Genomic DNA, 12838 nt, shown 5'->3' with positions numbered 1-12838 from the left:
GCCCACATGGAGCATGCCCACCCCCGGTCACCCGCCCTAGCCTGCGAGAAAGGAAGAAAGAAGAAAAGCGTCCGCACCACCCCAGGAGCCCCTCATGACCGCACTTCCGCAGGAGCGCCGCGTTCTCACCGCCATCCCCGGCCCGAAGTCGCAGGAGCTGCAGGCCCGCCGTACCGCCGCGGTCGCGGCCGGTGTGGGCTCCGTGCTGCCCGTGTTCACCGCGCGCGCGGGCGGCGGGATCGTCGAGGACGTCGACGGGAACCGGTTCATCGACTTCGGTTCCGGTATCGCCGTGACGAGCGTCGGCGCCTCCGCCGAGGCCGTCGTACGCCGGGCGAGCGCGCAGCTCGCCGACTTCACCCACACCTGTTTCATGGTCACGCCGTACGAGGGGTACGTGGAGGTCGCGGAGGCGCTGGCCGAGCTGACCCCGGGTGACCACGCGAAGAAGTCCGCGCTGTTCAACTCGGGCGCCGAGGCCGTCGAGAACGCGGTCAAGATCGCGCGGGCGTACACCAAGCGACAGGCCGTCGTCGTGTTCGACCACGGGTACCACGGCCGGACGAACCTCACCATGGCGCTGACCTCGAAGAACATGCCGTACAAGAACGGCTTCGGGCCGTTCGCGCCCGAGGTGTACCGCGTGCCGGTCGCCTACGGCTACCGCTGGCCGACCGGTCCGGACAACGCCGGTGCCGAGGCCTCCGCGCAGGCCATCGACATGATCAACAAGCAGATCGGGGCCGACAACGTCGCCGCGATCATCATCGAGCCGGTCCTCGGCGAGGGCGGCTTCATCGAGCCGGCGAAGGGCTTCCTGCCGGCGCTCAGCGAGTTCGCCAAGGCCAACGGGATCGTCTTCGTCGCCGACGAGATCCAGTCCGGGTTCTGCCGTACGGGGCAGTGGTTCGCGTGTGAGGACGAGGGTGTCGTCCCGGATCTGATCACCACCGCGAAGGGGATCGCGGGCGGGCTGCCGCTCGCCGCGGTCACCGGGCGCGCCGAGATCATGGACGCGGCGCACGCCGGGGGCCTCGGGGGGACCTACGGCGGCAACCCCGTCGCCTGTGCCGGTGCGCTCGGCGCGATCGAGACCATGAAGGAGCTGGACCTCAACGCCAAGGCCAAGAACATCGAGTCGGTCATGAAGGTCCGGCTCGGTGCCATGGCGGAGAAGTTCGACATCATCGGCGACGTGCGCGGGCGCGGCGCGATGATCGCCATCGAGCTCGTCAAGGACCGTACGACCAAGGAGCCGAACCCGGAGGCGACGGCCGCGCTCGCCAAGGCGTGCCACCAGGAGGGGCTGCTGGTCCTGACCTGTGGCACCTACGGCAACGTGTTGCGCTTCCTGCCTCCGCTGGTCATCGGGGAGGATCTGCTGAGCGAGGGGCTCGACATCATCGAGCAGGCGTTCGCGCGTATCTGAGCCATCCCCGCCCGTGCGTCCCGGTCACACGCAACTCCCAGCTCCCGCAGAGGAGTTGAGCCTCATGCGCCTCAACCGCCCCACCCGTTCCGTCCACAGCGATTCACAGGCGGGGGCGGCGGGCGTCAGGCCGTGTGAAGAAGGTGTGCGGGGTGCATGACGGGACGCGATTCCGCCTGTCGTACCCGCAGCCACTGCCGTAGGTTCTACCCAGATGAGAGATACACCCCGCCCACAGGGGACTGTGGGCGACTTCAGGCCGGGGCCTCCCCAGCTTCGACCTGGTCGTGCCCTCGCGCACACAACAGGAGCCTCTGGCTCCGAATCTCCTCACCGATCGGACAGTCGCCCGCCCCAAACCCCCCGGGGCGGCCGACGACCCGATCCGGACGGCCGGCCCGGAACTACCCCCCCTGTTCCGGGCCGGCCGACCTCCTTTTTCTGGCTGTTTCTCGCCCTTCCCGCGCTGCTCTTCGCGGTGATCACCTGGCAGGTAGCGGCCGACGGCCCCCTCCTCCGCCTGGACACCCGCCTCAGCCGCGCACTCGTCCACCCGGACCGGGCCTCCGAACTCCTCGCCGACCTCGGCAACATGCAGGTCGCGGTCCCGGTCCTCCTCGCAGCCCTCGTCTACGTCGGCCGGCGCGGCCGTGCCACTGGTACACACCGCTGGTGGCTGCCGCCCCTCGCGGCGGCCGTGCTGATGGCCCTGGTCCCGGCGATCGTCGTCCCCCTCAAGGAACTGATCGCCCGCGGCGGCACCCCGGCGGTCCCGCCCGGCACCGGCTACTACCCCTCAGGCCACACGGCCACCGCGATGATCGCCTACGGCACCTCGGCCTTGGTTCTCCTCCCTTGGCTCCGGACGGTGTACGCACGCCGCGAACTGGTCATCGCCTGCGCCCTGTTGGTCGCCGGCGTCAGCTTCGGGCTGGTCCGCCGGGGCTACCACTGGCCACTGGACGTCGTGGCCAGTTGGTGCCTCGGTACGGTGCTGCTCGCCTCGCTGCGGCTCTTCCTCGACCGCTTTCGAAGCGGCCCTCAGCCGAAGTAGCCGTCGAACGTCTTCTGGAACTCCCAGTTCGAGTACCGGTCCCAGTTGATCGACCAGGTCATCAGCCCGCGCAGGGTCGGCCAGGTGCCGTGGGTCGCGTACGAGCCGCAACTCACCTTCTTCGTCAGGCAGTCCAGGGTCTTGGTGACCTCGGCCGGGGCGACATGGCCGTTGCCCGCGTTGACCGACGCCGGCATGCCGATGGCGATCTGGTCGGGGCGCAGGGCCGGGAACATGTTGGTGGTGTCACCCGCGACCGGGAAGCCCGTGAGCAGCATGTCGGTCATCGCGATGTGGAAATCGGCGCCGCCCATGGTGTGGTACTGGTTGTCGAGGCCCATGATCGGGCCCGAGTTGTAGTCCTGGACGTGGAGCAGGGTGAGGTCGTCGCGCAGGGCGTAGATGACGGGGAGATACGCCCCGCACCTGGGGTCCTGGCCGCCGAACTTGCCGGTGCCGTAGAACTGGTAGCCCATCTGCACGAAGAACGTCTCGGGCGCCATGCTCAGCACGAACTTCGAGCCGTACTTGGCCTTCAGGGTCTTCAGGGCCGCGATCAGGTTGACCACCACGGGAGTTGTGGGGCTCTTGAAGTTCGTGTCGCTCGCGTCCAGCGACAGCGAGTGGCCCTCGAAGTCGATGTCGAGACCGTCGAGGCCGTAGGTGTCGATGATGTTCGAGACCGAGGAGACGAAGGTGTCGCGGGCCGCTGTCGTGGTCAGTTGGACCTGGCCGTTGGCACCGCCTATGGAGATCAGCACCTTCTTCCCCGCCGCCTGTTTGGCCTTGACGGCCGCCTTGAAGTCGGCGTCGCTCTCGACGTTCGCGCATTCGCTGACCGGGCAGCGGTTGAAGCGGATGTCGCCCGAAGTGGCGGAGGTCGGCTCACCGAAGGCCAGGTCGATGACGTCCCAGCTGTCGGGTACGTCGGCCAGGCGCGTGTAGCCGGAGCCGTTGGCGAAGCTCGCGTGGAGGTAGCCGACCAGGGCGTGGGTGGGCAGTCCGGTGCCGGTGCCCGAGCCGGTGGACGTCGTCGCGGTGACCGCCGTCGACTTCGCGGACTCGCCCGCGTCGTTCACCGCGGTGACCTGGAAGCTGTACGCCGTCGCGGCCGACAGCCCGCTCACGGTGGCCGAAGTGCCGCTCGCCGTCTGGACCTTGACCCCGTCGCGGTAGATCGCGTAGCTCGTCGCGCCGGTGACGGCGGACCAGGAGAGGGCGACGGAGGAGGACGTCACGGCGCCTGCGGCGAGGCCCGTCGGGGTAGTTGGCGGCTGGCCCACGTCGCCTGCCGGGCCGGTGAGGGAGAGGTCGTCGGCGTAGTAGGCGCCGGTGGCGTACCAGCCGTGGGTGTAGATCGTGACCTTGGTGGTGGACGGGCCGGTGCGGAAGCTGGTCGTCAACTGCTGCCAGTCGGGGGCCGATTGGGTCCAGGTGGAGACGTCGGTGGTGCCGGTGCCGCTCGCGCCGAGGTAGACGTAGCTGCCGCGGACGTAACCGGCGAGCGCGTACTGGGAGTTGGGCTGCACGGTCACCGTCTGCGCGCACTGGGCGTAGTCGTTGCCGGCCGGGGTCGCCTGCAACGCCGAACTGCCGCCGTGCACGGGCGACTTGACCGTCGTACCGCTGCTCGCGGTACAGGACCAGCTGTCGAGGCCCGCTTCGAAGCCTCCGTTCTTCGCCAGGTCCGCGTCGGCCGCACGGGCGGCCGACGAGAGCGCGGTGAATCCGGACACGGCCAGGGCCAGGGCCGTGAGCATGGTGAGGACGGGTCTGGTGCGGTCCACAAGTGCCTCCGGGCATGGGGGAATTGGAGGGGTGGAGCGCGCCCAATTTGGTCCAGACCAATTAGCTTGTCAAGACCTCGATCAGTTACCCGCCCTCCCCTTCCGTGGCCAGGCCCGCCGCCGCCTCGTGCATGGCGAGTTCGAGGAGTGCGGGGTCGGTGAGGGTGCCGGAGCCGTCCGGCGGTACCAGCCAGCGCACTCCGCCGGTCGACCGGCCGGGGTACGGCACGACGATCCAAGTGCCGAGTCCCGCCGTACGGATTCCCGTGCCCAGCCAGCGGCTCGCGGTGCCGGGCGGTACGAGGAAGCCCATCCGTGCGTCGCCGAAGTCGACGAGTACCGGGCCCAGTTGATCGATGACCCTGGTGAGCACATCGAGCGTGGGATAGCCGAGCTCACCCGGCAGGATGAGTACGTCCCAGGCCTTGCCGGCGGGCAGCAGCGCGACCCCGAGGGGGTTGCGCTCCCATTCCCAGCGGCAGGCCTCCGGATCCGGAGCTACGGATGCCAGCCACTCGACGGCCGTCTTCGCCCCAGTCATGAGGAGACCTCCCTTTCTCATGTCGACGCTGGTCGCGTCACAGGAGAGAGGGAGGTCTCCGCCAGGCATTACGCGGGTTCCGGCACCCCGAAGGAGTGAACCGGATCACACCCGCCGATCAGGGGAGGCTCAGCTGTCGAAGCCGAGGCCCAGCTTGTCCATCGTCTTCAGCCAGAGGTTGCGCCGGCCGCCGTGTGAATCGGCGTGCGCCAGCGACCACTTGGTGAGCGCGATGCCCGTCCACGCGAAGGGCTCGGGAGGGAAGGGCAGCGGCTTCTTGCGGACCATCTCCAGTTCCGTGCGCTCGGTCCGCTCCCCCGCGAGCAGGTCCAGCATCACGTCCGCGCCGAAGCGGGTCGCGCCGACGCCGAGCCCGGTGAAGCCCGCCGCGTACGCGACCTTGCCCTGGTGGGCGGTGCCGAAGAACGCCGAGAAACGCGAGCAGGTGTCGATCGCGCCACCCCACGCATGGCTGAAGTTGAGGCCCTCCAGCTGCGGGAAGCAGGTGAAGAAGTGCTCGGCGAGCTTGGCGTACGTCTCCGGCCGGTCGTCGTACTCGGCGCGGACCCGGCCGCCGTAGGGATAGATCGCGTCGTAACCGCCCCACAGGATGCGGTTGTCGGCGGAGAGCCGGAAGTAGTGGAACTGGTTCGCCGAATCGCCCAGCCCCTGGCGGTTCTTCCAGCCGATCGACGCCAACTGGTCGGCGGAGAGCGGTTCGGTCATCAGGGCGTAGTCGTAGACCGGGACGGTGTACGAGCGGACGCGCTTGATCAGGTTCGGGAAGACGTTGGTGCCGAGCGCGACCCGGCGGGCGCGGACCGAGCCGTACGGCGTGCGTACGGCCATGCCGGCGCCGTAGGGCTTGAGGGCGAGGGCGGGGGTGTGTTCGTAGACGCGGACGCCGAGTTGGAGACAGGCGCGCTTCAACCCCCAGGCCAGCTTGGCCGGGTTGAGCATCGCGACGCCTGTGCGGTCGTACAGGCCGGCCAGGAAGGTCGGGGAGGCGACCTGCTCGCGGACCGCCTCGGCGTCCAGGAACTCGGTGCCGTCGGCGAGGCCCTTGCTCTCCAACTCGCCGTACCAGTCGTGGAGTTCCTCGGCCTGGTGCGGTTCGGTGGCGACGTCGATCTCGCCGGTGCGCTCGAACTCGCAGTCCAGGGAGTAGCGGGCGACCGCGCTCTCGATAGCGTCGAGGTTGCGGGCGCCCAGCTCCTCCAGCTGGTGGATCTCGTCGGGCCAGCGGGTGAGGCCGTTGGACAGTCCGTGGGTGAGTGAGGCGGCGCAGAAACCGCCGTTGCGGCCCGAGGCGGCCCAGCCCGCCTCGCGGCCCTCCACCAGCACCACGTCCCGCTGCGGGTCGCGCTCTTTCGCGATGAGCGCGGTCCACAGTCCGCTGTAACCGCCGCCGACGACCAGCAGATCGCAGGTCTCGCCACCGGTGAGTGCGGGTTCGGGGTGGGGCTTGCCGGGGTCGTCCAGCCAGTACGGCACCGGCCGTGCTTCGGAAAGAGACTTGGTCCAATTGTTGCTACGGCTCATGGCGCTCGGGGCCATGATTTCAACTCCCTACAGGGATAGTGCGGTTACGCCTTCACCTTGTTGCGGCGGTTGGTGATGGCCATCGAGACGAGCACCAACAATACGGCGACGAGGAACATGGTCGTACCGATGACATTGATCTGAACGGGTGTGCCGCGCTGTGCCGAACCCCAGACGAACATGGGGAAGGTGACGGTCGAACCCGCGTTGAAATTGGTGATGATGAAATCGTCGAAGGAGAGCGCGAACGAGAGCAGCGCGCCTGCCGCGATTCCGGGGGCCGCGATGGGCAGGGTGACACGGAGGAACGTCTGCACCGGGCCGGCGTAGAGGTCCTGGGCAGCCTGTTCCAGGCGCGGGTCCATCGACATCACGCGCGCCTTCACGGCGGTGACGACGAAGCTGAGGCAGAACATGATGTGGGCGATCAGGATGGTGTAGAAGCCCAGCTGGGCGCCCATGTTGAGGAACAGGGTGAGCAGCGAGGCGGCCATGACGACCTCGGGCATCGCCATCGGCAGGAAGATCAGCGAGTTGATCGCGCCGCGTGCGCGGAAGCGGTAGCGGACCAGCGCGAAGGCGATCATCGTGCCGAGCAGTGTGGCGCCGATGGTGGCCCAGACGGCGATCTGGAGGCTGATGGAGAGCGAGCCGCACATGTCGGCGACACCGCACGGCTTCTTCCAGGCGTCCAGCGAGAACTGCTGCCACTCGTAATTGAAGCGCCCCTTCGGCTTGTTGAAGGAGAACACCGTGACGATGACGTTCGGAAGGAGGAGATATCCGAGGGTCAACAGGCCCGCGATGACGACGAAATGACGCTTGAACCAGCGTACGACGGCCATTTAAACCAGATCCTCCGTCCCGGACTTGCGAATGTAGATGGTCACCATGGCGAGGATGGCGGCCATGAGGATGAAGGAAAGAGCGGCCGCTGTCGGGTAATCCAGAATGCGCAGGAACTGCGTCTGGATGACGTTGCCGATCATGCGGGTGTCGGTGGAGCCGAGGAGTTCGGCGTTGACGTAGTCACCGGCCGCCGGGATGAAGGTCAGCAGGGTGCCGGAGACGACGCCGGGCATCGACAGCGGGAAGGTCACCTTGCGGAAGGTGGTGAACGGCTTGGCGTACAGGTCGCCGGCCGCCTCGTGCAGCCGTCCGTCGATGCGCTCCAGCGAGGTGTAGAGCGGAAGCACCATGAACGGCAGGAAGTTGTACGTCAGTCCGCACACCACGGCGAGTGGTGTGGCGAGGACGCGGTCGCCCGAGGTCCAGCCGAGCCAGTTGGTGACGTCCAGGACGTGCAAGGTGTTGAGGACGCTGACGACCGGGCCGCTGTCCGCGAGGATCGTCTTCCAGGCGAGGGTGCGGATCAGGAAGCTGGTGAAGAACGGCGCGATCACCAGGATCATGATCAGGTTCCGCCAGCGTCCCGCGCGGAACGCGATGAGGTACGCGAGCGGGTAGCCCAGCAGCAGACAGAGGATGGTCGCGGCGGCGGCGTAGAGGACCGAGCGCAGGAACTGCGGCCAGTACTCGGACAGCGCGTCCCAGTAGGTCGCGAAATGCCACGTGACCTTGTAGCCGTCTTCCAGGGAGCCCGTCTGGATCGACGTGGAGCCCTGGTAGATCATCGGCAGCGCGAAGAAGACGATCAGCCAGAGAATGCCGGGCAGCAGCAGCCAGTACGGCGTGAAGCGGCCCCTTTTCCGCGGGGGCTTCTTCTCGGGCGCGGTGGGCGCCAGGGGCGGGGGCGCCTCGGTGAGGGTCGACATCAGGCGGCCTCTTCCTCGATGTCGACACCGGCGTCGATGTCCTGGGCGGCGTCGAGGCCGAAGGTGTGGGCCGGGTTCCAGTGCAGGACGACGTCGGCGCCGGGCCGCAGCCGGAGGTCGCGGTCGATGTTCTGGGCGTAGACCTCGAACTCGGGGCAGACCGGGCTGTCGATGACGTACTGGGTGGAGACGCCGATGAAGCTGGAGTCGGCGATCTTCCCGGTGATGCGGTTGCGGCCGGCCGGGATCTCGCCCGCGTCGTCGGCGTGCGTGAGGGTGATCTTCTCCGGGCGTACGCCGACCAGGACCTTGCCGCCGGTCGTCGTGGGCGCCGAACATCGCGCCTCGGGCAGGACGAGCTTGCCGCCGCCCGCCTTGAGGATGATCTCGTCGCCGCTCTTGGAGTCGACCTCGGCCTCGATGAGGTTGGAGGTGCCGAGGAAGTTGGCGACGAAGGTGGTGTTCGGGTTCTCGTAGAGGTCGCTTGGCGAGCCGAGCTGCTCGACGCGGCCCGCGTTCATCACGGCGACCGTGTCGGCCATGGTCATGGCCTCCTCCTGGTCGTGCGTGACGTGGATGAAGGTGATGCCGACCTCGGTCTGGATGCGCTTGAGCTCCAGCTGCATCTGGCGGCGCAGCTTGAGGTCGAGGGCGCCGAGGGGCTCGTCGAGGAGGAGCACCTTGGGGTGGTTGATCAGCGCGCGGGCGACGGCGACTCGCTGCTGCTGGCCGCCGGAGAGCTGGTGCGGCTTCTTGCGCGCCTGCTCGCCGAGCTGGACCAGGTCGAGCATGTCGACCACCTGCTGCTTCACCGACTTGATGCCGCGCCGGCGCAGACCGAAGGCGACGTTCTCGAAGATGTCGAGGTGCGGGAAGAGGGCGTACGACTGGAAGACCGTGTTCACCGGCCGCTTGTAGGGCGGGAGGTGGGTGACTTCCTGGTCGCCGAGGTGGACGGTGCCGGAGGAAGGCTCCTCCAGGCCGGCGATCATGCGCAGGGTGGTGGTCTTGCCGCAGCCCGAGGCGCCGAGCAGGGCGAAGAAGGAGCCCTGGGGGACGGTCAGTTCGAGCGGTTGGACGGCGGTGAAGCCGTTGTCGTAGGTCTTGCTGATACCGGAGAGGCGGACATCGCCGCTGTTGTCCTTGGTGTTCATCGTCGTCACGCCCCTGTGAGCTTTGCGAACTTCTGCTGGTAGGCCGTCTCTTCCTTCGAGCTCAGGGAGCGGAAGGCGTGGGACTTGGCCGCCATGGCCTTGTCGGGAAGGATCAGCGGGTTGCTCGCCGCCGACTTGTCGAGCTTGGCGAGGTAGGGCTTCACGTCCGCGACCGGGCTCACGTAGTTGACGTAGGCGGCGAGTTCGGCGGCCGGTTCGGGCTCGTAGTAGTAGTCGATGAGCCGCTCGGCGTTCGTCTTGTGCCGTGCCTTGTTGGGGATCAGCAGGTTGTCGGTCGAGGTCATGTAGCCGGCGTCGGGGATCACATAGCCGACGTCCGGGTTGTCCGACTGGAGCTGCACGATGTCGCCGCCCCAGGCGACGCACGCGGCGAAGTCGCCCTTGGTGAGGTCGGACGTGTAGTCGTTGCCCGTGAAGCGGCGGATCTGGCCCTTGTCCACGGCCTTCTGGAGGCGGGCGATGACCGCGTCGTAGTCGTCGGTGGTGAACTTCGCCGGGTCCTTGCCCATGTCGAGCATCGTCATGCCGACGCTGTCGCGCATCTCGGTCAGGAAGCCGACGCGGCCCTTGAGCTTGGGGTTGTCGAGGAGGTCGGAGATCGACTTCACCTCGACGCCGTCGAGCGCCTTCTTGTTGTAGGCGATGACGGTCGAGATGCCCTGCCACACGTACGAGTACGCCCGGCCCGGGTCCCAGTCGGGGCTGCGGAACTGGTCGGACAGGTTGGCGTAGGCGTGCGGCAGGTTCGACGCGTCCAGCTTCTGGACGTAGCCGAGGCGGATCATGCGGGCGGCCAGCCAGTCGGTGAGGACGATCAGGTCGCGGCCGGTGGACTGGCCGGCGGCGAGCTGCGGCTGGATCTTGCCGAAGAACTCGTCGTTGTCGTTGATGTCCTCGGTGTACTTGACCTTGATGCCGGTCCGCTTGGTGAACGCGTCCAGCGTCGGGCGGTGGTTTCCGCTCTCGTCCGTGTCGATGTACTCGGGCCAGTTGGAGAAGTCGATCTCCTTCTCCGTGGCCGAGTGGTCGTCGGCGGACACGCCGCCCTGGGTCTTGCCTGCCGCGGGGATCCCGCAGCCGCTCAGGGCGCCGAGTCCGCCGACCGCGAGCGCGCCGCCCGCGGAGGCGCGCAGCACCGAACGGCGGGTCAGCGCGGACCGGCTCTTGCGGAAGCTGCGCCGCACGGCGGCCACTTCGGCCGGGGTCAGGCGGTCGGGCTCGTACTGCTTCATGCGCGTGCTGCCCTTTCGGGAGGAGACGGCCGCGGCTTCGGCGGCCGTCAGTTCTGCTATCGGTCCCCGAAGATCGTGCGGTGCCAGTCCTTGCGGGCCACCGCCGTGTTGTCGAACATGACGTGCTTGATCTGGGTGTACTCCTCGAACGAGTAGGCGGACATGTCCTTGCCGAAGCCGGACGCCTTGTATCCGCCGTGGGGCATCTCGCTGATGATCGGGATGTGGTCGTTGATCCACACGCACCCGGCCTTGATCTCGCGGGTCGCGCGATTGGCCCGGTAGACGTCCCGGCTCCACGCGGAGGCCGCGAGGCCGTACGGGGTGTCGTTGGCGAGCGCGATGCCTTCGTCGTCGGTGTCGAAGGGCAGGACGACCAGGACCGGTCCGAACAGCTCGGACTGCACGATCTCGCTGTCCTGGGCGGCGTCCGCGACCAGGGTGGGGCGATAGTACGCGCCGTTCTTGAGATCTCCCTGAGGAGCCTCGCCGCCGGTCACCACGCGCGCGTAGCCACGCGCCCGGTCGACGAAGGCGGCGACGCGGTCGCGCTGCACGTGCGAGATCAGCGGCCCGAGGTCGGTGCCCGGGGCGAAGGGATCGCCGACCCGGACACTCGCCATGAGGGCGGCCGTCTTCTGGACGAACGCGTCGTAGAGGGGCCGCTGCACGTACGCGCGCGTGGCGGCCGTGCAGTCCTGCCCGGTGTTGATGAGCGAACCGGCGACGGCTCCGTTGACGGCGGCTTCGAGGTCGGCGTCGTCGAAGACCACGAAGGGCGCCTTGCCGCCCAGCTCCAGGTGGATGCGCTTGACGGTGGCGGTCGCGATCTCGGCGACGCGTTTGCCGACGGCGGTGGACCCGGTGAAGGAGGTCATGGCCACGTCGGGGTGACCGACGAGATGCTCACCGGCGACCTTTCCCGTGCCGGTGATGATGTTGATGACACCGTCCGGGATGCCGGCCTCGGTGGCGGCCTGCGCGAACATCAGGGAGGTGAGCGGGGTCAGCTCGGCGGGCTTCAGGACGATCGTGTTGCCCGCGGCGATCGCGGGGAGGATCTTCCAGGCGGCCATCTGGAGGGGATAGTTCCAGGGCGCGATGGAGCCGACGACACCGATTGGTTCACGGCGTACGTACGACGTGTGGTCGCCGGAGTACTCACCGGCGGACTGTCCCTGCAGATGCCGTGCGGCACCGGCGAAGAAGGACGTGTTGTCGATCGTCCCGGGGACGTCGAACTCGCGGGTCAGCTTGAGGGGCTTGCCGCACTGGAGGGACTCGGCGCGGGCGAAGTCGTCCGCGCGCTCGGCGAGTACGGCGGCGAAGCGGTGCAGCGCGTCGGAGCGCTCGCCGGGGGTGGCGCCCGACCAGCCGGGGAAGGCGGCGCGTGCGGCTGCCACGGCGGCGTCCACGTCGTCCGTACCGGCCAGCTCGTACGTGTAGACGTCCTCGCCGGTGGCGGGGTCGACGACGGCGTGAGTGTGACCCGAGGTGCCCTTGGTCAGGCGGCCCGCGATGAACTGCGCGCCGTCCGCGAAGTACTCCTGTGCGGGGAATCGTTCCGGGGTGACGCTACCCGGGTTGTGCATGTCGCTCTCCTCCGCCTTCGCCCCGCTTCGTCCGCTGGCGGGTGGCGTAGCTCCAGCTCGATTTGAATGCCGATCCTGACAGAGCAAAGGGACTCCAACAAGTGATTCCGTTGTTGCCTTTTGGTTACGCGACGGAATCCTTCGACCAGGTGTCGAGTCCGTGTGGAAAAGGGGGGACGGAGTGTCAGTGGTGCCTGCAAGACTCGCGTGCATGGACAGGATCACGGGGAAGCTCGCGGCGGGGGCCGCGGAGAAGATCGACTCGCGGGAAGCCCTGATCAGGGAAGTGCGGGCCGGGGCCAGGGTCAAGTACCTGCACTTCTGGGGTCACCGGCCCCGCCCGGACGGCCGCGTGAGCGCGAGCTGTCTGAGCCAGTGGTGGCCGTCGCCGTTCACCGTGGACGGGGTGACGTATGCGACCGCCGAGCACTGGATGATGGCGGGGAAGGCGCGGCTCTGCGGGGACGAGGACGCCCTTGCGCGGGTGCTGGCTGCGGGGCATCCGTCCCAGGCCAAGAAGGCGGGGCGGCTGGTGCGCGGCTTCGACGAGGAGATCTGGGGGCGGGAGCGGTTCGGGATCGTCGTCGAGGGGAGCGTTCACAAGTTCGCGGGGGATACGGAGATGCGGGCGTTTCTGCTGGGCACGGGGGATCGGGTTCTGGTGGAGGCGAGTCCCGTGGACCGGGTGTGGGGGATCGGGCTGGCCTCGGA

Annotated in this window: 11 protein-coding genes; 3 read left to right on the top strand and 8 right to left on the bottom strand. The window is 68.1% G+C overall.

Annotated elements, in window-relative coordinates; genetic code table 11:
* Positions 1-94 precede the first annotated feature (94 nt).
* Positions 95-1429, top strand: a complete 1335-nt coding sequence (gabT, locus tag AC31A1_RS33645; RefSeq protein WP_489656941.1) for a 4-aminobutyrate--2-oxoglutarate transaminase — start codon at positions 95-97, stop codon at positions 1427-1429.
* Positions 1430-1907: 478 nt separating this feature from the next.
* A complete protein-coding gene (locus AC31A1_RS33640; protein WP_489656940.1) occupies positions 1908-2483 on the top strand; it encodes a phosphatase PAP2 family protein in 576 nt (191 codons plus the stop codon).
* On the opposite strand, the gene AC31A1_RS33635 is transcribed toward AC31A1_RS33640, so the two are convergent.
* The 8 genes from AC31A1_RS33635 to AC31A1_RS33600 form a co-directional block, all read right to left on the bottom strand.
* Positions 2471-4243 (bottom strand): chitinase, encoded by a 1773-nt coding sequence (locus tag AC31A1_RS33635; RefSeq protein WP_489656942.1) that lies wholly within the window; start codon positions 4241-4243, stop codon positions 2471-2473. The genes AC31A1_RS33640 and AC31A1_RS33635 overlap by 13 nt on opposite strands.
* Before the next feature lie 112 nt (positions 4244-4355).
* A complete protein-coding gene (locus tag AC31A1_RS33630; RefSeq protein ID WP_328678293.1) occupies positions 4356-4811 on the bottom strand; it encodes a hypothetical protein in 456 nt (151 codons plus the stop codon).
* Between the two features lie 129 nt (positions 4812-4940).
* Positions 4941-6368 (bottom strand): NAD(P)/FAD-dependent oxidoreductase, encoded by a 1428-nt coding sequence (locus AC31A1_RS33625; RefSeq protein WP_489656939.1) that lies wholly within the window; start codon positions 6366-6368, stop codon positions 4941-4943.
* A 29-nt stretch (positions 6369-6397) separates the two neighbouring features.
* A complete protein-coding gene (locus tag AC31A1_RS33620) occupies positions 6398-7198 on the bottom strand; it encodes an ABC transporter permease (protein ID WP_390156712.1) in 801 nt (266 codons plus the stop codon).
* Positions 7199-8128 carry an ABC transporter permease gene (locus tag AC31A1_RS33615; RefSeq protein WP_489656938.1) on the bottom strand — a complete coding sequence of 310 codons (930 nt, stop codon included), beginning with the start codon at positions 8126-8128 and terminating at the stop codon, positions 7199-7201. It abuts the gene before it with no gap.
* Positions 8128-9282 carry an ABC transporter ATP-binding protein gene (locus tag AC31A1_RS33610; RefSeq protein WP_489656937.1) on the bottom strand — a complete coding sequence of 385 codons (1155 nt, stop codon included), beginning with the start codon at positions 9280-9282 and terminating at the stop codon, positions 8128-8130. The genes AC31A1_RS33615 and AC31A1_RS33610 overlap by 1 nt, the downstream gene beginning before the upstream one ends.
* 5 nt (positions 9283-9287) lie before the next feature.
* The gene (locus tag AC31A1_RS33605; RefSeq protein ID WP_489656936.1) at positions 9288-10535 is read right to left on the bottom strand and encodes an ABC transporter substrate-binding protein; all 1248 of its coding nucleotides are present in this window, start codon (positions 10533-10535) and stop codon (positions 9288-9290) included.
* Positions 10536-10591: 56 nt separating this feature from the next.
* Positions 10592-12127 carry a gamma-aminobutyraldehyde dehydrogenase gene (locus AC31A1_RS33600; protein WP_489656935.1) on the bottom strand — a complete coding sequence of 512 codons (1536 nt, stop codon included), beginning with the start codon at positions 12125-12127 and terminating at the stop codon, positions 10592-10594.
* A gap of 211 nt (positions 12128-12338) precedes the next feature.
* Here AC31A1_RS33600 and ybiA point away from each other — a divergent pair.
* Positions 12339-12838 (top strand): riboflavin biosynthesis intermediates N-glycosidase (gene ybiA, locus AC31A1_RS33595; protein WP_489656934.1); only part of this gene is annotated, 500 nt, incomplete at its 3' end.

It is taken from the genome of Streptomyces sp. P5F9 (assembly GCF_057961495.1).
This window is presented reverse-complemented; position numbering and strand designations above follow the sequence as displayed.

What these genes read in the sequence shown, in the direction of transcription:
- gabT (WP_489656941.1), top strand. Translation starts at nt 95, where the DNA reads ATGACCGCACTTCCGCAGGAGCGCCGCGTTCTCACCGCCATCCCCGGC.
- AC31A1_RS33635 (WP_489656942.1), bottom strand. Translation starts at nt 4,243, where the DNA reads ATGCTCACGGCCCTGGCCCTGGCCGTGTCCGGATTCACCGCGCTCTCG.
- AC31A1_RS33630 (WP_328678293.1), bottom strand. Translation starts at nt 4,811, where the DNA reads ATGACTGGGGCGAAGACGGCCGTCGAGTGGCTGGCATCCGTAGCTCCG.
- AC31A1_RS33625 (WP_489656939.1), bottom strand. Translation starts at nt 6,368, where the DNA reads ATGGCCCCGAGCGCCATGAGCCGTAGCAACAATTGGACCAAGTCTCTT.
- AC31A1_RS33620 (WP_390156712.1), bottom strand. Translation starts at nt 7,198, where the DNA reads ATGGCCGTCGTACGCTGGTTCAAGCGTCATTTCGTCGTCATCGCGGGC.
- AC31A1_RS33615 (WP_489656938.1), bottom strand. Translation starts at nt 8,128, where the DNA reads ATGTCGACCCTCACCGAGGCGCCCCCGCCCCTGGCGCCCACCGCGCCC.
- AC31A1_RS33610 (WP_489656937.1), bottom strand. Translation starts at nt 9,282, where the DNA reads ATGAACACCAAGGACAACAGCGGCGATGTCCGCCTCTCCGGTATCAGC.
- AC31A1_RS33605 (WP_489656936.1), bottom strand. Translation starts at nt 10,535, where the DNA reads ATGAAGCAGTACGAGCCCGACCGCCTGACCCCGGCCGAAGTGGCCGCC.
- AC31A1_RS33600 (WP_489656935.1), bottom strand. Translation starts at nt 12,127, where the DNA reads ATGCACAACCCGGGTAGCGTCACCCCGGAACGATTCCCCGCACAGGAG.